Below are 19,656 nucleotides of genomic sequence, written 5' to 3' on the forward strand. Positions count from 1 at the left end.
TTTTGCATGAGGTCTGTCGAAGGCTTATCGGGGCGCAGAGACGTCCGTCGAGTGCGCTCGCAAGAAGCCCTTGGCGAGGGCATGGTAGATGCCCTCCGGGCACAGGAGGCGCGACGTTGCTTGCGCGATTAACGCGGAAGCCATCAATGGCACCACCATGGCGTGGTTGTTGGTCATCTCGGTCACGATAACGAAGGCCGTGATGGGAGCCTGCACGACCCCGGCAAAGTAGGAGACCATTCCGAGCAACATGAATGCTCCGAGAGGGGCGCCCGAAAACAGATGTGCGATGTTCGTGCCGATACCGGCACCGACAGCAAGCGAAGGCGCTAAGATCCCGCCCGGAATGCCGCTGATCGCGGAAAGCGCGGTCGCAGCGAGCTTCAGCAAGCCGAAATCCCAAGGAAGCGGGATGTCGCTCTCCAGAGCCGCCTTCACCTGCGCGTACCCGGTGCCGTAGATCATGTCTCCGGAGGCTAAGCCGCAGAGGGCAACGCCGAGGCCGCATGTCGCGGCAAATGGGAGGGGATATTGCTTGGTTGCCGGTCCCAGCCGACCAGGCAGTCCGCGCGCGACCTCGATCAGCAGCCTGCTGAACGCTCCACCGGCCAATCCACCGGCGATACCGCACAACGGTACGGCAAGCCAGTCGGTGCCGCTCCGGAGCATGGTCGAGCTGGTTCCAAAATAATCGTAGTTTCCAACCAGGGCCAACGAGGTCAGGCCTGCCGCTATCACGGCGCCAATGACCAGGCTGCTTGTCCTGGTTTCATAGGCCCTGCTCATCTCCTCGATGCCGAACACGATACCTGCCAGCGGCGTGTTGAATGCTGCTGCCACACCGGCTGCTGCCCCTGCCAGGATCAGGCCCGGCTGACGGCGTGGCGACATTCGGCCGAGGGCGAACATGACCGAAGCTCCGACCTGTACGGTCGGGCCCTCGCGGCCAGCCGAAGCACCGCAAAGCAGTCCGAGAAGCGTCAGCAACATCTTGCCGACCGCAATGCGGATCGAGACAAGCTTCTCGCGTGCGGTGTGTTCGGTGAGCTGGCGTGCCGCGATCGCTTGCGGGATGCCGCTTCCTTGCGAATTGGGAAAGAAGCGGTTGGTGAGGTAGACGGACAGCGCAAACCCGGCTGGCGTCGCCACCAGCGCGGCGTACCGCGATTCCGACAGCAGGTGGGCAAACGCGATTTGTGCCCAATCCGCCATCTTGGCCAGAGCCACGGCCGAGGCCCCTACGGCGATGCCGCCGATCAAGAAAATCAGTCGTCTCCGCCAGCGGACCGAAACAACCCGAATGAAGCGACGACGACGATCGGTCAGGAGCTTATTCATGCATCAGCTGAGATTTCGTAGCTCACGACGCAGCGTGAGCGGATCAATTTCTATAAGCTGCCCGGGCGGGTGGCGCCAAGAAAATTGAACCTCGACGGAGACCTTTGTCGTCTCGATCTCCTGGCCATCAGGAAATCTATCCGCGACCTGTCCATTGGGATCAACGCCGCTGCTTCGCCATGGAATTCACAACGTCAGTTGTCCACACCCACGACCCGCAGTATCGAATTGCGGATCCGACCTACCAGCAATCGATAATTTGCCAAGCGCGCCGGCGTGGTTTTGATGGCGGCATGAGCACCAAATCACGCGAGGTCATCTGGAGCGGCCGCATCATGGGGGCGGAGATTTCCGCCAAGCACGCCCGCGAAGAGGCGAAGAAGGCGGTGCGTGAGGCCGATCGGGCCGAGGCCGAAGCCTGGTCGGTACGCATGGAAGGCTACGGCGGTCCCTCGCAGCCGTCGCCGACAATCGCGCAATGTCTCAACGGCGGCCTCTCCTGGCTCGAGGTCGAGTGCATCAGGTGCAAGACACGCGCGAGCCTGCCGCTCGATGCGATCCGTCGCCCGCGCGATACGCCGATCTGGAAGCTGGAAGCGTCGCTGAAGTGCCGGTCATGCCGGAACGGACGGTCCGCGCCGCCGGTTCACATGATCAAGCTGACGGAAACGCGAAGCATCACGCCCTACAAATGGGTGCACCCGACCGAGGAGCGGTAGGTCTAAGGGGGGCCTATCGCGCTTCGATCACCTCTCCATCTTCCTTCACGAACCGGCCGACGGGATTGTCGAGGAGATCGACGACGGCTTCCGAGGGGCGGCACAAGCGCGTGCCCTTTGGCGTCACCACGATCGGACGGTTGATCAGAATCGGATGCGCGAGCATCTGATCGAGCAGCTCGTCATCGGACCATTTGGAATCGGCAAGGCCGAACTCCTTGTAGGGCGTACCCTTCTCGCGTAGCAACGCGCGGACGGATATTCCCATCGCCGCAATCAGTTGCTTGAGCGTTTCGCGGGACGGCGGAGTCTTCAGGTACTCAATGACGTCGGGCTCGACGCCGCTCTGACGGATCATCGCCAGCGTGTTGCGCGAGGTGCCGCAGTCGGGATTGTGGTAGATCGTGACGCTCATGATCGGGTCTCCGCGACAATAGCCTGGCCGGACTCGTCGGCAAGGTCCTCATTGGCCGGTCTTCAGTGCCGTTGGGAGCTCGGCCGTGCCGCCTTCGTACCAGCCCCGGGTCGCCTTGACGATGCGGACGACGGACAGCATCACCGGCACCTCGACGAGGACACCGACCACAGTCGCCAGCGCGGCACCGGAGTCGAGGCCGAACAGGCTGATGGCGGCGGCGACCGCCAATTCGAAGAAGTTGCTTGCCCCGATAAGGGCGGCGGGGGCGGCGACGCACCAAGCCACGCCAAACCGTCGGCTCAGCCAGTACGCCAGGCCCGCATTGAAATAGACCTGGACGAGAATCGGCACGGCGAGGATGGCGATGACGCCGGGCTGTCGGACGATCTGCTCTCCCTGGAAGCCGAAGAGCAACACCAGGGTTGCAAGCAGAGCAATCAGCGAAAGCGGTTGCAGCACTCGCATGACGCGGCCGAAACCTTCCTTGCCTGTTCGCAAGAGCGCCTTGCGCCACAACTGTGCGACGATCACCGGCACCACGATGTAAAGCAGAACCGAGAGCAACAGGGTGCCCCATGGGACGCTGATCGAGGCAACCCCAAGCAGCAGTCCCACAAGAGGGGCGAACAGGAAAACCATGATCACGTCGTTCAGCGCGACCTGACTCAGGGTATAGTGAGGCTCCCCCTCGCACAGGTTGGACCACACGAACACCATCGCGGTGCAAGGCGCAGCCGCCAGGAGAATCAAGCCGGCAATGTAGGACGGAATCTGGCCAGCGGGTAACCACGGCGCGAACAGGTGACCGATGAAGAACGAGCCCAGCAGCGCCATCGAGAATGGCTTTACCGCCCAGTTGATGAAAAGGGTAACGCCGACACCGCGCCAGTGCTGCCGCACCTCGCCCAACGAGCCGAAATCGATCTTCAGCAACATTGGCACGATCATCAGCCAGATCAGCATTGCGACCGGCAAGTTGACCTTGGCGATCTCAGCGGCTGCGACCGCACCGAAGAAACCGGGCATGACGTGCCCCAGGGCCACGCCGACGATGATGCAAAGCGCAACCCAAAGGGTCAGGTACCGTTCGAAGATGCCCATCGCTATGCCACGTCGTTTCTGTTGGACGTTGTCCCTTCGGAGCGGCCGATCTCGCGCAGCCTGGTGCCGAGCGAGAGCCTATCGATGCTTCTCAGCGGGAGATTCACAAAGGTATCGATCCGGTTCTTGAGGGAGCGGAACGCGGTGACGAACGCCGCCTGCCTCTCCAGGTCGCTTCCTTCGGCAGAGGCGGGGTCTTCGATGCCCCAATGTGCGGTCATCGGCTGTCCCGGCCAGATCGGGCAGGCCTCACCGGCCGCATTGTCACAAACGGTGAAGACGAAATCCATCACCGGTGCATCTGGCGCGGCGAACTCCAGCCAGCTCTTCGAGCGCATCCCGTCAGCGGGATAGTCCATGCGTTCCAGCGTGCGCAGTGCCAGTGGATGCACCGCGCCTTTCGGCGTGCTGCCGGCGGAGAAGGACTGGAAGCGGCCGGCGCCATCCTTGCGAAGAATGGACTCGGCGAGGATCGAGCGCGCCGAATTGCCGGTGCATAGGAACAGCACGTTGTACATCTGATCAGGCACGGACTTTTCCCTTTCGCTTCGGAGAGCAGCAGGCTTGCAGACTGTCGACGACGGGCTCGCAGACCTCCGGCCGTCCGCCGCAGCAATCGCGCAGCAGGAAAACAGTGACATCGCGGAATTCCGCGAGGCTGGCGCGGTAGACGATTGATCGGCTGTGCCGCTCGGAGGTCACGAGGCGCGCGCGGCTCAGAATAGCCAGATGCGCCGACAGCGTGTTCTGAGGCACCTCCAACAGCCGGGCGAGATCACCGGCCGCGAGACCGTCGGGCTCGTGCCGAACAAGTGTCCGGAATGCTTCCAGACGGGTCGACTGCGACAGGGCGGCGAGCGCGAGGGTGGCTTCTTCGATTTCCATATATCCAGATTTACGGAATTATTGGCGAGGCGTCAATCCGGAAATCCGGAGAGCCGTTTCGCGTCGGAAGGACCTATTCGGCAGGATTGGCCCGAAGCGCCCTCGATCGGTCCGTGCGTCGTAAATTACCGCGTCAAATGAAAATCATGGCGGGCCGGCGCCAGCGGCGGCCATAGAAGTGCGCGGACGATCAGCGGAATACCAATGGCCAAGGGGATGAGCCAGTAAAGGAAGTGAGGCAGGTCTCGCCAAATCGGAAGCTGCTTTCCGTTGTCGACGTAGAAGGCAACCAGCATCAGCAGGTACGACAGGCCCATCCCGGCGATATGGAGCCTGACGCAGTAACGCCAGCGGCGCCGGAGCGCTGTGCGCCCGATCCATGCGCAAGCAAATGACAACGCGCCGAGAGCGAACAAATGATAATTTTCGGCCCAGCGCATCAGCGACAGCAACGTCGCAGACGCGAGGAGCGCCAGCAGGAACCAGAAATAGGTCGTTCCAAATCTCGAATGACGCCCGCGGCGCTTTCGACTCAACATCGCGATTGCGCCAATCGCAACGCACGCAAGGCCCAGGGGGATATGCACCCCGAGGACCACCGCTACAAAGAAGGGATCGGTCGAAGGAATTTCGATGCCCGCCACGATGGTCGTCTCTCCGCCGGTCATGGCGTCGCTCCCATCTCGCGATTCAGCGTCGGCCTAGCTAGCCGGCGAGGGCGATCGGTTGACGGCGAACGCCCCGACGCCGCTGACGGGATCGAAGAAAACCGAAACGGTGTGCTCTCGTCAATATGACGTTTCCGGTCTGGCCGCGTTTGCGCCGAATTGTTAGAATGGCCGTGTTTGGTGATCGCGGAAGCCGTCATGCAAGTGCAGTCCATCATTACCTGCCCAGCCTGCGGTCATGCGGCGGTCGAGACTATGCCGACTGACGCCTGCCAGTTCTTCTACGATTGCAAGGGATGTGGGACCCGGCTCAAGCCCAAGAGCGGCGATTGCTGCGTGTACTGCTCTTATGGATCTGTCCCTTGTCCTCCAATCCAGCAAAATGGAAAGTGCTGCCAAAGTGCCGCCAAGGCAAACTTGGGCTAGCTGGATATTTCGAACATTCTAGAAATAGCGTTGACAAGCCGGTCGGAACGGGCCCATGATGCGCGATCATGAAAATCGACGACGCAGCAGCGCGGCTTGAAGCGTTGGGTAACCGGACCCGGCTCCAGATTTACCGTGCCCTGGTTCGGGCCGGACACTCCGGCATGCCTGTCGGCCGCTTGCAAGACAAGCTGAAGATCCCGGCATCGACGCTGTCTCATCACATCAAGTCTCTGGTCGCGGTCGGGCTCGTCAGCCAGGTCCGCGAATCCACGACTCTCGTTTGTCACGCGAACTTCGACGCGATGCGGGGGCTGGTGGACTTCCTGGCGGCGGAATGCTGCGCGGACGAAGTCGGATGCAGGGGGGCTCAATCGGCGGCCTGATTTTTTTGCCGGATTTATTCGATGATTCTAGAATGATGGGAGTAATGGAATGAGCGATGCGAAGTCGGTAGCCATCATCGGGGCAGGGCCTGTCGGCCTTGCGGCAGCTGCGCATGTGCTGGAGCGTGGCATGTCACCCATCGTTTTGGAGTCCGGGCCGGAGGCGGGACATGCGATCCGCCAGTGGCAGCACGTCCAGTTGTTCTCGCCATGGGAATACAATGTCGACAAGGCTGCCGCGCGTCTGCTCGCGCCGACCGGCTGGAATTCGCCGGACCCTCAGGCCTATCCGACCGGCGGTGAATTGCTCGAGGGATATCTCAAGCCGCTCGCGACGCGGACGCCGCTTCGCGAGGTGATCCGCACCGCCTGCCGTGTCTCGGCCATCAGCCGCGTCGGCTTCGACAAGGCGAAGACGCGGGGGCGAGAGAAGGCGCCTTTCGAAATCCGCTATCAGAACGGCAAGGGGCCCGAGGTTCTGCGCGCTGATGCCGTGATCGATACGTCAGGGACATGGTTCTCCCCCAATCCGGCCGGCAGTAACGGCCTGCCGGCAATCGGCGAGGCGGAGTGCGCCGACCGCGTCGCCTATGGCATGCCCGACGTGCGGGGTGCTCATCGTTCCAGATATGCCGGCAAGACCGTTGCTGTGCTCGGCTCCGGCCATTCCGCGGTCGGCACCTTGATCGATCTCGCGCGTCTGGCCGACGAGGTGCCGGGGACGCAGCCGGTCTGGCTTGTGCGCGGCGCTGATCCGGCAAAAGCTTTTGGCGGCGGCCGCAACGATAAGCTTGCGGCACGCGGCGAGCTTGGCAACGCCTTTGCCACGCTCGTGACCTCCGGAAAAATCAGGGTCGAGACCGAGTTCGGCGTCACGCATCTTTCGGACTCCGAAGGCCGCCTGAAGGTCTCGGCCGGCGGCGGCGCGCGCAGCGTGGTCGTGGACGAGTTGATCGTGTCGACGGGCTTCCGTCCCGACTTTTCGTTTCTGTCCGAGCTGCGCCTGCGGCTCGATCCGGCCATCGAGGCGCCGGTCGCGCTGGCGCCGCTGATCGATCCCAACGAGCACAGCTGCGGCACCGTGCGCCCGCATGGCGCACGTGAGCTCTCCCATGATGAGCCGGGCTTCTATTTGGCCGGCATGAAGTCGTACGGCCGCGCGCCGACCTTCCTGATGATGACGGGCTACGAGCAGGTCCGCTCGATCGCAGCCGACATCGCAGGCGACAAGAAGGCTGCGGCGCGGGTCGAGCTCGTGCTGCCGGAAACCGGCGTCTGCACGCGCGGCGGTCTCGAGTCAGCCGCAGCGGGATGTTGTGGCGGTCAGGCAAAGGAAGACGCATCGGCCTGCTGTGCCGCCGACGAAACGGCGAAGAAGGCTGGCAGCGCGGGGTGTGGTTGTTCGTAAGCCCCGGCCTTTCGCGGAACTCATGCTCAGGAGGTGAAGCTATTCATAGCCTGAACAATCGGTCTCTGATTGCGGTGATGTGCATCGGGCAAGTCGGCAATTTGCTGCCGCATGTGACGTTGTCGGCAAATCTCGCGCAGCACCTGATGCCGGCATGGGGGCTTTCCGCCGCCGAAGGTGGATTGATGGCGAGCGGTTACGCATTCGGCTACATGCTCGCGGTGCCCTTGCTGACGACATTGACCGACCGCATCGATGCGCGGCTTGTGCTGCTCTGGGGCTCGATCGTCAGCGGACTTGCGACCGTGGCCTTTGGCATCTTCGCGCAAGGTTTCTGGTCGGCGACCGCGATCTGGTCCCTTGCAGGCCTCGGATTTGCCGGCGCCTACATGCCGGGATTGAAGGCGCTGACAGACCGGCTCCCGGCCGGCGACACCTCGCGGGCCGTCACGTTGTACACGTCGAGCTTTTCAGTGGGCGTCGGCCTCTCGTTCCTGGTGGCGCAGGTCATCGCCGATCGTTGGGGATGGCGAACTGCTTTCGTCGTGACCGGCTTCGGTCCCATCGCCATGGTCGTCGCGTGCCTCCTGATGCAGGCGCAGCGACCTGCGCCGAAAGCGGGGCGCCTTCTCAATTTCGCTCCCGTCTTCGCCAATCGTGAGGCGCTCGGTTACATCCTCGGCTACGGCGCGCATTGCTTCGAGCTCTATGGCATTCGCACCTGGCTGGTCGGCTTCTGGACGTTCGTCATCGTGCATCAGGGCGCGCCGTCCTGGCTCAGCCCCGTCGTGATGAGCTTCTGCTTCGCGGTGATCTCGATGCCTGCCAGCATCCTCGGCAACGAGGCCGCACTGAAGTTCGGCCGCCATCGCGCCATCACGGCCGTGATGATGGCGTCAGCCTGCGTTGCGATCGTCATAGGCCTCAACGCAACCGCGCCTGCGTGGGCGCTTGCGTTGTTGCTGATGCTCTATGGCCTGACGGTGCCGGCGGATTCCGGCGCGTTGACGGCCGGTATGTCCGCTGCGGCCGTCTCCGAGCATCGTGGCGCGACACTGGCCCTGCATTCCACCGTCGGCTTCGGACTCTCGGCCCTCGGTGCCTGGGGCACCGGCATCGCGCTCGACGCTGCCGGCGGACCGCAGAGTGCGCGCGGTTGGCTACTGGTATTCATCGTTCTTGCGATCGGAATCCTGCTCGGACCATTGGCGCTGCTCTGGGCGCGGATGGCCCATGTGGAAAAGCGACCTTCGTGAGCGCAGTTGCGCACCGGCGTCCGTCTATCGCATCCGGCGGCGTCATCGATCTTTGACGATGTCCTGAAGAGTCACGAAGCTGCGCCGGCGACACGTCGCGCAGGGCTATTCAGCGTCTCGATTTTTGGATGATGGCCGTGCACCTGTTTTGCCCGACGTGTCAAAGGGACGTCGTAGAGCGCGCGATCATTCGCTTTAAGTCGCTCTGGGGCTAGTATAAGATCACGGAACTTGAAACGCGGGTCCGATATCCGGTTTCAGGAGTTACTGGCGGAATCGTAGACCTGACGGCGTCTGTCGATCGGCTCAGTTGGTGACGCACACGACGAAGGCGAGATACTTCGAGATCGGGGTGGACTGCCTCGAAATCGTCGCCGTGCTGCTTGCACTCCTTGTGGCGATATTCGTCTCTGTTTGGATGGGCCTTCTCCTGCTCGGTGTGCTCCTCCTGGGACTGGTCTCGCTGATCTGCAACTATGATGCCTGGGTCGTGCGACGGCTTTCGACGCGAGACGACCCGCTGATATTGCCGCTGTGCAAGACTGGCTTCGTTGGCAGGCACCGGCGAATGCTGAGGCTGCTGCCGTCGGACCCGCGATGCAGGTTCTGCATGGTGCCGTTCGGCGGCGCCGGCAAAATGTTCGGCATTAAACCGTCGGCGGCGAACCCAAACTACTGCCGGAGCTGCTTCGAGGCCATGCCGACAACAACTCATGAGCAGGAGGTTGGAGTGCTTTTCGCGGACCTGCGTGGGTTCACCTCGTGGTCCGAGGCCCACAGCTCGAGTGACGCAGCCGAGCTAGTAAGCCGATTCTATGCGAGTGCTAATCGGGTGCTGACTTCCGATGACGCCTTCGTTGATTTCATCGGGGACCAAGTGATGGCCATCTACCTCGTTGATATGCCCTCGCTCGGCGCGCGAACGGCGGACATCATGCTCGCAGCGACGAGACGGCTGGTCGATGCGGTGCGGCAGGACGCGAAGTCGCTGCCGGTCGGTGCCGGAATGCACCTGGGCAAGGCGCAAGTCGGCTCGCTGGCCACTGGAGGGTCGAAGAATTTTACTGCTATCGGGGACGTCGTGAACACGGCTGCGCGCCTGCAGAGTGCGGCTGGAGCCAACGAGATTTTGGTTTCGGAGACGGTTTACGGCGCGCTTTCCGGGAAGAAGCCGCAGGCGGATCGTACCGCCCTCGATCTGAAGGGAAAAGCCGAGCTACTGACCGCCTTCATCTTGCGCTAGCCATTTGGCACAGGCCTGGCTGGCCTCGCGTGCCTGCGGCAGACCTATAGGTCAGAAGCGCTGATCAAGGATCGTAGCAATGTGTCCGCTTCGCCAGCAATGGCGAACCTCAGCGAGCCGCCGAACAACGTCGGCCGACCGCCAGCAGCAAACGAGTGAGTCGGAAAGACTAATACGTCTATTCAATCACCTTATCCGCTCGGGCAAGCAACGTTGGTGGTATGACGATGTTCAAGGCATTAGCCGTCTTGACATTGATCACCAACTCGAACTTTGCCGGCTGTTGAATCGGAAGCTCGGCAGGTTTGACGCCCTTGATGATCTTATCGACGTACGATGCGCCTCTCTTGAAGAGATCGACGAGGTCGGGGCCGTAGCTCATCAGCGCTCCCATTTCGGCCGCATCACGATAACCAAAAATCGTCGCTAGTTGAGCCTCCCGCGCAGCATCAACGATATTATGCCGATACGTCCAGAGCAGCCCTTCTGGAAAAACAATGAGCCCCTCAACGTTTCCGCGTAGTGAACGGAATACAGTGTCGATCTCTTCCGCTCGGCGCACATCGTAAGCGTTGAGAGTAAGCTTTTGCGATTGTGCTGCTTGTTTCACCGCATCAAGATAGAAACGGCTGCCAGGGTTGCCAGAATTCCAAAGCGCGCCGATTCGAGCGAGTTTAGGCGCTGCTTCGTGCAGAAGCTCGAGCATTTTTGCGTTTGTTTCCGGCGTGACCTCCAAAGAGAAGCCAGTCAAGTTGCCGCCGGGATGTGAGATGCTGGCAGCTAGGCCTCCTCCTACGGGATTGACGACGGCAAGCGCCACGATTGGTATCTGTGTTGTAGCTTTCTTGATGGCAACAGCCGGCGGATGGCCAGCTGTGACAATCACATCCGGTTCACTCTGGGCCAACTCGCGCGCTACGTCGTCGTATTGGCTCTCATGCCCGGCCATCCAGCGGTACTGGATGGAAATGTCTCGCCCCTCACTATAACCCAACTCCTTCAATCCTTGCGTGAAGGACTCAGCAAGAGGGTTCGGACCAGCCGCAACTGAGAAGAAAACAACTCGCGATACTTTTTTTGATCTCTGCGCACTGACTGATCGCGACGCAAGTACCGTGATAATCCCGCTCGCAACGAGGCTTCGTCTATCAATCATGCGACGCTCCTCCTGAAGGTGCGTTAGGGCTTTGTAGCCGCAGGATACACGCGTGTGCCGACCGCGACCCACGAAACAGGGGCGCAGCGAGGAGAAGGTACCCGTGGTGTCTGCTCCGGGTCAAAACGCGAAGAACTGAACTTGAGCAAGCTGGTCCGCGCCTGCCATACTAAGCGGACCTCAATGAACCGCTGCACTACGCGGCTGATAGGCCAGAAGCGATCCGATCGGATATTAGGGCTTAGCCCATTCCGGATCCGTACCGGTAAGGCGGCACCCACGGACCCCCGAACTCGTTCTTCACGCACTTTGCGGACTAGAGTACCGACGCGCGTTGGTTCAGGCCCAGCACATCATCACAACCTCCGTGCGGGCATGAAAAAACCCGCGACGGAATTTTCCGTTGCGGGTGCGGCGAGCTTTTTGATGATGCTATCATGCCGGTGTTTTGCCCGACGTGTCAAATTGTCCGCTTCCGCGTCGCCGATCCACATGATCGAGCTGACCGCGACGCGCAGCACCACGCCGTGCAAATAGGTGCATCCGACCGCACAGCGTTAGCCTAATGATTTCAATGCCCCCGCTACTGTGCATGGGGTTGTTTTTCAGCTTTTGTTTTGAGGGCGTCCCAACGCCGCGCGTCAGCGCCGGCCGCGCGGCGCCTCGGATTTCGCCGGCGCTTCGGTCTGCGGCGCGCAACTCGCGGCTTGCAGCGTGGCCTGGGCCTGCGGCATCAGGCCGGGCTCGGCGGCCAGCGCCTTCATCACGATCAGGCCCGTCGTGCTCGGGGAATCGATGATGAGGCGGTCGGCCGCGGTGATCTCTTCGTCCTCGGGCAGGGCGTTGTGCTGCGCTTCCGTCATCAGGTCGAGCTCGATCACCTTCTTGCCGGCCGAGCGGTCGTTGATGGCGTAATAGGCGATCTCGTTGCGGGTGTAGAACGACACCGACGTATAGGCCTGGCTCACCGGCACCGTGAGCTTGATCGGGCCGCCCGCGAGGTCGTAGCGGCAGATCGCGAGTGCAAAGGCCGGATCCATGAACGGCATCGGCGAGGTCTGCGGATCGGCGAGCGGAAGCTGGGTCACGCCGTTGAGCTTGGTCATCGGCGTCAGCCGTGAATAGGCGTCCTGGGTCGCGATGCGTGGCAGCGCCAGCACGCTGACGAGATGGACCACGAGCCCCAGGACCACACCGGCGACGATGGTGAACAGCAGGCGGATCATGAGCAGCCCGCCGTCGAAATCGTCGGCATCGGCGCATCACGCTGGGTACGCGTCGCCACGCCGACGGGCGTGTCGTAGAGGCGGAACATCAGCGCATAGCGCTCGATGCCGCCGGTCGGCAGCCAGTTGCCGGCACGCGAGCGCGCGGCGATGTGGATCTCGAACGAGCCGTCGGACTGGCGCACGATCTCCTGGCTGGTGAAGCCGTAGCGCTGGAGCGCGTTGGCGACGAGGTGGCCCTTGCGGTCATACAGCGTCAGCGTCCAGAACCGCGCCGGTGGCGTCACGCCGGAGACGACGACGTCGCAGCGGCCGTCGAGCGCCTTCTTCTTGTCATCGCTGGTTGCGGTGAAGGCGACGCCGTCGCCGGTGCCGATCGGCAGCTCGCCGTTGCGCACGATGGTGGCGCGCGAATAGGGATCGACGTCGGCGGTGCCGGTGCGGGGGCGGGCGGTCCAGGCGCCGATGGTCAGCGCACCGATCTCGGTGCCGCGCGTCGTCGTCATCCAGGTGGCGCCGACGCCGACCACGGTCGCGAGCAGGAGGGTCGTCAATGTGATCAGGATCAGCCGCACGGGATCAGATCAGTTCTTGCGCGGGGTGGATGCGTTGGCGTTCTCCTCCGCCGCATAATTCTGCGGGAAGGCGAGCGCGCTCGTCGACGACGCCGGCTTGGCCGGCTGGCTGTCGTTGGTTGTCGATTTGGTCGCGGTCTTCGCTGCGTCGTCGAGCATCTTCTCGACGCGCACCAGGATATCGGCGCCGCGCTTGGTCAGCACCGGCGGCGGACCGGGCTTGGTCTCCAGCACTTTCGGCGCCGCATTGGCTTGCGCATTGGCAATCTGCTGCGGCGGCAGCTTCTGGCCCATGCCGATGCCGGGAATCTCCCGGACCTCGACGCCCTGATGTGCCGCGACCATGATGTCGTGCCAGGTCTGCGCCGGCAGCGAGCCGCCGGTCATGCGGTTGGTCGGCGAATAGTCGTCATTGCCGTACCAGACCGCGCAGGTGAAATTGCCGGTGTAGCCGACGAACCAGGCATCGCGATACGCGTTCGTCGTGCCGGTCTTGCCCGCGGTCGGAATGCCGTCGAGCGCTGCACGGCGCGCGGTGCCTTCGCTGACGACGTGGCTCATCATGCCGGCCATGTCGGCGGCGATGTTCGGCGGAATCGCCTGCTTCGGCTTCGGACCGTCGCGGTCCCAGCGCCAGACCAGATCGCCGGCGCCGGTGCGCACTTCCAGCACCGAATGCGGCGTGACGGCCTTGCCCCGGTTCGGGAAGGTCGCATAGGCCACGGCGTGCTCGAGCACGGTGACTTCGTCGGAGCCGATCGGCAGCGACGGCGTGTCCGGCAGCGGCGCCTTGAGGCCGAAGCGGCGCGCGACCTCGACGATCTTGGCGCGGCCGATCTTGGCCGGGTTCGGCGCCTTCGGCTGCTCCTTCTGTCCGATCGCGATCGACAGCTTGACCGGCACGACGTTGATCGAGCGCGTGATCGCCTGCGTCAGCGTCACCGCGCCGGAATAGGAATGACCATAGTTCTGCGGACACCAATTGCCGATGCAGACCGGGCCGTCGACCACGATCGAGTTCGGCGTGAAGCCGTTCAGCAGCGCCGTGGTGTAGACGTAAGGCTTGAACGACGAGCCGGGCTGGCGATAGGCGTCGGTGGCGCGGTTGAACTGGCTTGCGCCGTAATCGCGGCCGCCGACCATGGCACGGATGCCGCCGTCGAGATCGGACACGACGGTCGCGGCTTGCGTGGCGTGATAGTCGCGGCCGAACTGACGCAGCTGGTTCTCGATCGCGTCTTCGGCGGCCTTCTGCACGTTGGTGTCGATGGCGAGGCGAACGACGAAGACGCGCTCGGTGTAGGATTTCGGGAAGGTGTCGACCAGCTTGCGCATCTCGTCGAAGGCGTAGTCGAGATAGTAGTTCGGCGAAGCCTCGTCGCGGCGGTCGACGGCGAAGGCGGGGTTGCGGCGGGCGCCGAACACCTGGCCTTCGGTCATGAAGCCGGCATCGACGAGGTTGTCGAGCACGACATTGGCGCGGGCACGCGCGGCCGGCAGGTTGATGTGGGGAGCGTATTTCGTCGGCGCCTTGAACAGGCCGGCGAGCATTGCGGCCTCGGCGAGCGTCACGTCGCGGGCAGACTTGTTGAAGTAGAAATGCGCGGCGCCGTCGACGCCGAACGTGCCGCCGCCCATATAGGCGCGGTCGAGATAGAGCTTGAGGATCTCGTTCTTGGTCAGGCGCCATTCCAGCCAGACCGCGAGGAACGCCTCGTTGATCTTGCGCTCGATGGTGCGCTCGTTGCTCAGGAACAGGTTCTTGGCGAGCTGCTGGGTGATCGAGGAGCCGCCCTGGCGCACGCCGCCGGCCTGGGCGTTGGTCACGAGCGCGCGCGCGGTACCGGCGATGTCGATGCCGAAATGCTCGTAGAAGCGGCGGTCTTCGGTCGCGAGCGTCGCCTTGATCAGCACGTCAGGAAAATCTTCCAGCGGGATCGAGTCGTTGTGCTTGATGCCGCGGCTGCCGATCGGGTTGCCGTAGCGGTCGAGGAACGTCACCGCCAGGTCGGACTTCTTCAGCCAGTCCTCGTCCGCGGTCTCGCGGAAGGCGGGGATGGCGAGGATCAGCATCAGCACCATGCCGCCAAGGCCAAGGGTCGCGGCCTCCGACAGCGGCTCGATGAACACCCAGCGCTTCCACCGCCCGACATAGAAGCGGTCCATGAAGGTCGAGTAGCGCTCGTAGAGCTCGCGGATGCCCTTGGCCGAGGAGAACAGCGAGGAGTCGATGCGCGCATCGAGGTCCAGGAAGAAGTTCCTGATACGACTCTTCCAGTTGGATGGCGTGTTCTGGACCACCTAGAACCCTTGAGGCTCGCTTCGAAAGCGTTCAAGCACCCGGCCGGGGCGGCATCGAGACGTCTTGCGGGATTGTTGCGGCAAACCCAAGGCGCCCGTTTCGCGCACCTTAGGCGGACTTGCTGTTCTTCTAGCCGAGCGGGGCCTATAAACCAATGGTCAGGCTCGCAATTTTGAACAACAGGCCTAATTGAACCCCGGTTCATTACGGGCCTTGCGCGGGCATTGCTTGCAGCTTTGTGGCCGCACCCTCTAGATGGTGCCGGCCGCAGCTCTTTGGAGACGTATCAAGCGCATGACCGCAGCTCCCAAACGCCCTTCAAGTCAGGATGGATTCTTCTGGAAAACCAAGAAGATGGAGGACATGTCGACGGCCGAATGGGAGAGCCTGTGTGACGGCTGCGGCCGCTGCTGCCTGAACAAGCTCGAAGACGAGGATACCGGCGAGATCTATTTCACCGATGTCAGCTGCAAGATGCTCGATTCCTGCACGGCTGGCTGCAAGGACTACACGAATCGCTTCGACTACGTTCCCGACTGCGTTGTCATGACCCCCGCGAGTGTCCGGGTCCTGAAATGGCTGCCGCCGAGCTGCGGCTACAAGCTGGTCGCGGAAGGGCGCGATCTCTATTGGTGGCACCCGCTGGTCTCCGGCGACCCCAATACGGTGCACGAGGCCGGCGTTTCCGTGCGTGACCGAGTCGCTGGCACGGAGGAGGAGATCCCCGACGACCAGCTCGAGCACTATTTGGTGCAATGGCCGGGGCAGGTGCCGAAGCGGGCGCGCCTGAAGCGACGTCCCAAAGACTGATCTCGGACTGATCTGCCGCCGTTTCAGATCACATATTCGGGATGGCCGCAGTGCGGGATGCACCCATGCGCCGCGGTGCCTGCCTGAGAAGAATTTTGCTGTCTAGATTGGCTTCATAGAACGAATCCTTCGCGGCTTTTGCGCCGCAACACGCTCGATCTGACAGCCCGAGATGAACCAGTTCGCACGGCAGAGCAGCCAATCTGCCGACATCCAAAGATTGCCCGACGATATCGCCGAGGAACTGACCCGTCTTCCGGGCGAGGTCATCAGCGTCAGGAACGCTCTCCCGATCTCGCCTCCTGCGCCGCTATCGTCGGATGAAGTGCGAACCATCGTCATCAGCCTGATGCTGACGATGTTTTTGGCCGCCCTCGACCAGACCATCGTCGCCACGGCGCTGCCGACCATCGGTCGCCAGTTCCAGGACGTTTCGAACCTGTCCTGGGTGATCACCGCCTATCTGCTCGCCTCGACCGCCGTTGCACCGGTGTTCGGGACGCTGAGCGATATCTATGGCCGCAGGGCCATGCTCATCGTTTCGCTCAGCCTGTTCATCGCCGGCTCGATCCTGTGCGCGATCGCGCCGAGTATGCCGATGCTGATTTTGGCGCGCGGCCTGCAGGGACTCGGCGGCGGCGGCATCATGCCGGTGGTGCAGACCGTGATCTCCGACGTGGTCTCCCCACGCGAGCGCGGGCATTACCAGGCCTATTTCTCCAGCGTCTGGATGGTCGGCGGCATTCTCGGCCCCGTCATCGGCGGCGTGTTCGCCGAGCATCTGCACTGGTCGATGATCTTCTGGATCAACCTGCCGCTCGCCGCCGCCGCGCTCGCGCTGCTGCTGCCGAAGATGAAAAAGATCCCGGTGTTCCACCGCAAGCGCAAGGTCGACTGGCTCGGCGGCGTTTTGCTGATGGCTTCCGCCGTCGTCTTCATGCTGGTGCTGACCTGGGGCGGCACCCGCTATCTCTGGCTTTCGCCGACGGTGCTCTCGATGGTGGGCGGCGCCGTCGCGCTCGCGCTCACCTTCGTCTGGCACGCGCGCCGCGCCGACGAGCCGTTCCTGCCGCTGCCGCTGCTCTCGGGATCGGTCGCACCGTTCGCACTGACGGCCGGCGGCTGCGGGTTAGGAGCCATCACCGGCCTCACGGTCCAGCTCCCGCTCTATTACGAGTCGGTCTATCACCTCAGCGCCAGCGAGGCGGGGCTTGCGCTGATCCCACTCGCGGCAGTCTCGACCTGTGGTGCGGCGATCGCCGGCCGCACCATGGCGCGCGCCAAGCATTACAAGCGTGTCGCCATCGTCGGCACCTCCTGGGCAGCGATCTGCGCCCTCGGCCTGACCGTCACCACGCTGCCGCTGTGGGGATTGCTGACGCTGATGGCCGCGTTTGCGCTCGGTCTCGGCACGACGTTTCCGGTCTGCGTGGTCTCGCTGCAGAATTCGGTCGCGCGCCCGCAGGTCGGCACCATCACCGGCGCGATGAACTTCTTCCGTTCGCTGATGTCCTCGTTCACGGTCGCTGCGTTCGCCGCGATTTTGCTGATCGCGCTCGGCGCCGACATCCCGCTGGCAGGCGAGCATCACGCTGCAGGCAGCATCCCAGCGATCCCCGTTGAAGATATGCGGCACGCCTTCCGCTACGTCTTCGCGGCCGCGACCGTGCTGATGACCACCGCTTCGCTCTGCCTGATCATGATGGAGGAGCGGCCGCTGGCCGGTCCATCGACGCAACCCGTCGAGATGGCGGAGTAGGGAGCGCTAGCCGCTGTTCACGAAGCTGCTCTTGCGCGGCAGTAGGATCGTGAACTCGGTGAACTTGCCCGGCTCCGTCGCGACGTCGATGGTGCCGCCGTGCTGCTTCACCACGATGTCGTGGCTCATTGACAGCCCGAGGCCGGTGCCTTCGCCGGCCGGCTTGGTGGTGAAGAATGGATTGAACATCTTCGCCTTCACCTCGTCGGGAATGCCGGTGCCGTTGTCTCGGATGCGGATCTCGATGCGATCGCCGCGGTCGCGGGTGGTTGCTGTCACCACCGGCTCGTAACCGGCGCCGCCAGTGTCCGCCTTGCGCCTCGTCACCGCGTAAAATCCGTTCGAGACCAGGTTCAGCAGCACCCGCGTGATCTCCTGCGGAAACAATTCGGCTGAGCCTGCTGCCGGATCGAGCTCACGCTTCAGCGTCACGTCGAAATGCGGCTTCTCGGCGCGTGCGCCGTGATAGGCGAGGTTGAGGCTTTCCTCGACCAGCGCGTTGATGTCGCTTAAGCCATACTCTCCGCCGCCCTCACGCGAATGCAGCAGCATGTTCTTGACGATGGAATCGGCGCGCCGGCCGTGCTGCACGACCTTTTGCAGATTGTCCTTCAGCATTCCCGTCAGCGCGTCGACCTCGCTGCGGACATCGTTGCCGAGCGAGACGGGTGCAAGCACCTCGTTCAGTTCGTCCGTCAGTTCGGCGGACAGCGCGGCAAAATTGTTGACGAAGTTGAGCGGGTTCTTGATCTCGTGCGCGATGCCGGCGGTGAGCTGGCCGAGCGAGGCCAGCTTCTCGGTCTGGATCAGCCGGTCCTGCGCCGCGCCCAGGTCGTCGAGCGATTTCGCAAGCTCGATCGTGCGAGCCTGGACTTGGTTGAACAGGCTGACATTCTTGACCGCGATCACCGCCTGGTCGGCGAAGGTCTGCAACAGTCGCACATGATGCTCGGCGAACGCGCCGGTCGTGCGCCGCGTGGCGATGATGACGCCCTTGGCTTCGTCCTCGCTCATCAGCGGCGTGAACAGCATGCTGCGAAAGCCGCGGGCGCGCGCGATGTCGCGTGCGGCCGGCTCGAGCTCGGTATCGGGCAGCTGCGCCGATTCACCATTGGCCGTGAGCTGGTAAGCCGGAAACTGCGCGAACGACACCGGGAACGATGCCCGCAGCACCCGATCGCCCTCCGGGTCACCCGGCGTGAAGGCCGCCAGATGAGCAGCGCCGTCGATATAGCGCAGCACCGCCGTGGAGAAGCCGCCGATCAGCCGGTTGGCGTTGGCGGCGATGGCATCGAACACCGGCTGCACGTCGGAGGGCGAAGCTGCCATCACCCTCAGAATGTCCGCCGTCGCGGTCTGGCGTTCCAGCGTCTCGCGCGTCGCGTTGAACAGCCGCGCATTTTCGATCGCAATCACGGCCTGGTCGGCAAAGGTCTGGAGCAGCTGCACCAGGTCGGGCGCGAACGCGCCGGTCTCGGTGCGGGTGACGCTGATCATGCCGACCGCCGTGCCGCGGTTCATCAACGGCATGAACAGCACGCTGCGGAAGCCGCGCAGACGCGCCAGATTCCTGTTCAACTCGGGGACGTCCTCAGCTTCAGCGTCGGGAAACTGAATCGTCTCGCCGCCGCGAACGAGCGCAAAGGTCGGAAAATCCTCGATCCGCCGCGGAAACGACGCCTTCAGCCCTTCGTCCGCCTCCGGGCTGGTCGGCGTAAACGCCACGAGATGCAATTCGTCGCCAATGAATTGAAGTACGGTGGCGGAAAAGCCGCCGAGCAGGCGCTTTGAGCTGGACGCGATTGCCGCGAAGACGGGCCGGGCGTCGGACGGGGAGGCCGCGATGATCCGCAAAATCTCGGCGGTGGCGTTTTGTCGATCGCGCAGCCTCGTATTCTCGGCTGCGGTCGCCTGCAATTGCCGTTCGATCTCGTTGGAAGGGGTGGTCATTTGCAATCCGGCCTGATGCCGCGACAGGCG

General features: G+C 63.1%; 20 protein-coding genes. 8 read left to right on the plus strand and 12 right to left on the minus strand.

Annotated features, from left to right (window positions below; translation table 11 throughout):
• Nucleotides 1-24 precede the first annotated feature (24 nt).
• Complete coding sequence (locus JQ587_RS23080; protein ID WP_212426814.1) at nucleotides 25-1,338, minus strand: chloride channel protein; 1,314 nt, start codon at nucleotides 1,336-1,338, stop codon at nucleotides 25-27.
• 293 nt (nucleotides 1,339-1,631) lie between these two features.
• Here JQ587_RS23080 and JQ587_RS23085 point away from each other — a divergent pair, with 293 nt between their 5' ends.
• A complete protein-coding gene (locus tag JQ587_RS23085; protein WP_212300385.1) occupies nucleotides 1,632-2,057 on the plus strand; it encodes a hypothetical protein in 426 nt (141 codons plus the stop codon).
• A 13-nt stretch (nucleotides 2,058-2,070) separates the two neighbouring features.
• Here JQ587_RS23085 and arsC read toward each other — a convergent pair whose 3' ends face one another.
• The 5 genes from arsC to JQ587_RS23110 all read right to left on the minus strand — a co-directional run bounded on the left by arsC (nucleotide 2,071) and on the right by JQ587_RS23110 (nucleotide 5,129).
• Nucleotides 2,071-2,472: an arsenate reductase (glutaredoxin) gene (gene arsC / locus JQ587_RS23090; protein WP_212426815.1), complete on the minus strand. Its 402-nt coding sequence runs from the start codon at nucleotides 2,470-2,472 to the stop codon at nucleotides 2,071-2,073.
• Nucleotides 2,473-2,520: 48 nt separating this feature from the next.
• Nucleotides 2,521-3,576 carry an ACR3 family arsenite efflux transporter gene (arsB, locus tag JQ587_RS23095; protein WP_212426816.1) on the minus strand — a complete coding sequence of 352 codons (1,056 nt, stop codon included), beginning with the start codon at nucleotides 3,574-3,576 and terminating at the stop codon, nucleotides 2,521-2,523.
• Nucleotides 3,577-3,578: 2 nt separating this feature from the next.
• Entirely contained in the window at nucleotides 3,579-4,106 is a 528-nt protein-coding gene (locus JQ587_RS23100; RefSeq protein WP_212426817.1) for an arsenate reductase ArsC, read from the minus strand.
• A complete protein-coding gene (locus tag JQ587_RS23105) occupies nucleotides 4,099-4,461 on the minus strand; it encodes an ArsR/SmtB family transcription factor (RefSeq protein ID WP_212426818.1) in 363 nt (120 codons plus the stop codon). Before JQ587_RS23105 ends, JQ587_RS23100 begins: the two co-directional genes overlap by 8 nt.
• A 125-nt stretch (nucleotides 4,462-4,586) precedes the next feature.
• Nucleotides 4,587-5,129: a hypothetical protein gene (locus JQ587_RS23110; protein ID WP_212426819.1), complete on the minus strand. Its 543-nt coding sequence runs from the start codon at nucleotides 5,127-5,129 to the stop codon at nucleotides 4,587-4,589.
• Nucleotides 5,130-5,327: 198 nt separating this feature from the next.
• Between JQ587_RS23110 and JQ587_RS36760 the strand changes: the two genes are divergently transcribed.
• The 5 genes from JQ587_RS36760 (at nucleotide 5,328) to JQ587_RS37075 (ending at nucleotide 9,848) form a co-directional block, all read left to right on the plus strand.
• Entirely contained in the window at nucleotides 5,328-5,555 is a 228-nt protein-coding gene (locus tag JQ587_RS36760) for a GDCCVxC domain-containing (seleno)protein (RefSeq protein ID WP_249148792.1), read from the plus strand.
• Between the two features lie 68 nt (nucleotides 5,556-5,623).
• Nucleotides 5,624-5,941 carry an ArsR/SmtB family transcription factor gene (locus JQ587_RS23115; protein WP_212426820.1) on the plus strand — a complete coding sequence of 106 codons (318 nt, stop codon included), beginning with the start codon at nucleotides 5,624-5,626 and terminating at the stop codon, nucleotides 5,939-5,941.
• Nucleotides 5,942-5,990: 49 nt separating this feature from the next.
• Entirely contained in the window at nucleotides 5,991-7,349 is a 1,359-nt protein-coding gene (locus tag JQ587_RS23120; RefSeq protein ID WP_212426821.1) for an NAD(P)-binding domain-containing protein, read from the plus strand.
• A gap of 77 nt (nucleotides 7,350-7,426) precedes the next feature.
• Nucleotides 7,427-8,605: an MFS transporter gene (locus tag JQ587_RS23125; protein WP_212426822.1), complete on the plus strand. Its 1,179-nt coding sequence runs from the start codon at nucleotides 7,427-7,429 to the stop codon at nucleotides 8,603-8,605.
• Between the two features lie 313 nt (nucleotides 8,606-8,918).
• Complete coding sequence (locus JQ587_RS37075; RefSeq protein WP_212426823.1) at nucleotides 8,919-9,848, plus strand: adenylate/guanylate cyclase domain-containing protein; 930 nt, start codon at nucleotides 8,919-8,921, stop codon at nucleotides 9,846-9,848.
• Nucleotides 9,849-10,026: 178 nt separating this feature from the next.
• On the opposite strand, the gene JQ587_RS23135 is transcribed toward JQ587_RS37075, so the two are convergent.
• The 5 genes from JQ587_RS23135 to JQ587_RS23155 all read right to left on the minus strand — a co-directional run bounded on the left by JQ587_RS23135 (nucleotide 10,027) and on the right by JQ587_RS23155 (nucleotide 15,106).
• Nucleotides 10,027-11,004: an ABC transporter substrate-binding protein gene (locus JQ587_RS23135; RefSeq protein ID WP_212426824.1), complete on the minus strand. Its 978-nt coding sequence runs from the start codon at nucleotides 11,002-11,004 to the stop codon at nucleotides 10,027-10,029.
• Nucleotides 11,005-11,360: 356 nt separating this feature from the next.
• The gene (locus tag JQ587_RS23140) at nucleotides 11,361-11,537 is read right to left on the minus strand and encodes a hypothetical protein (RefSeq protein ID WP_212426825.1); all 177 of its coding nucleotides are present in this window, start codon (nucleotides 11,535-11,537) and stop codon (nucleotides 11,361-11,363) included.
• A 108-nt stretch (nucleotides 11,538-11,645) separates the two neighbouring features.
• Nucleotides 11,646-12,230 carry a DUF1254 domain-containing protein gene (locus JQ587_RS23145; RefSeq protein WP_212300401.1) on the minus strand — a complete coding sequence of 195 codons (585 nt, stop codon included), beginning with the start codon at nucleotides 12,228-12,230 and terminating at the stop codon, nucleotides 11,646-11,648.
• Nucleotides 12,227-12,805, minus strand: a complete 579-nt coding sequence (locus tag JQ587_RS23150) for a DUF1214 domain-containing protein (RefSeq protein ID WP_212300402.1) — start codon at nucleotides 12,803-12,805, stop codon at nucleotides 12,227-12,229. The genes JQ587_RS23145 and JQ587_RS23150 overlap by 4 nt, the downstream gene beginning before the upstream one ends.
• Before the next feature lie 9 nt (nucleotides 12,806-12,814).
• Nucleotides 12,815-15,106, minus strand: a complete 2,292-nt coding sequence (locus JQ587_RS23155; protein WP_212300403.1) for a transglycosylase domain-containing protein — start codon at nucleotides 15,104-15,106, stop codon at nucleotides 12,815-12,817.
• Nucleotides 15,107-15,401: 295 nt separating this feature from the next.
• Between JQ587_RS23155 and JQ587_RS23160 the strand changes: the two genes are divergently transcribed.
• Together JQ587_RS23160 and JQ587_RS23165 are read left to right on the plus strand one after the other, a co-directional pair.
• Nucleotides 15,402-15,917 carry a YcgN family cysteine cluster protein gene (locus JQ587_RS23160; RefSeq protein WP_212300404.1) on the plus strand — a complete coding sequence of 172 codons (516 nt, stop codon included), beginning with the start codon at nucleotides 15,402-15,404 and terminating at the stop codon, nucleotides 15,915-15,917.
• Between the two features lie 172 nt (nucleotides 15,918-16,089).
• On the plus strand, nucleotides 16,090-17,676 hold the full coding sequence (locus tag JQ587_RS23165) for an MDR family MFS transporter (protein ID WP_212426826.1): 1,587 nt from the start codon (nucleotides 16,090-16,092) through the stop codon (nucleotides 17,674-17,676).
• A gap of 6 nt (nucleotides 17,677-17,682) precedes the next feature.
• Here the strand turns inward: JQ587_RS23165 and JQ587_RS23170 are convergent, their stop codons facing one another.
• Nucleotides 17,683-19,626, minus strand: a complete 1,944-nt coding sequence (locus JQ587_RS23170) for a GAF domain-containing protein (protein ID WP_212426827.1) — start codon at nucleotides 19,624-19,626, stop codon at nucleotides 17,683-17,685.
• Nucleotides 19,627-19,656: the final 30 nt, after the last annotated feature.

It is taken from the genome of Bradyrhizobium manausense (genome assembly GCF_018130615.1).
GTDB classification, from domain to species: domain Bacteria; phylum Pseudomonadota; class Alphaproteobacteria; order Rhizobiales; family Xanthobacteraceae; genus Bradyrhizobium; species Bradyrhizobium manausense_A.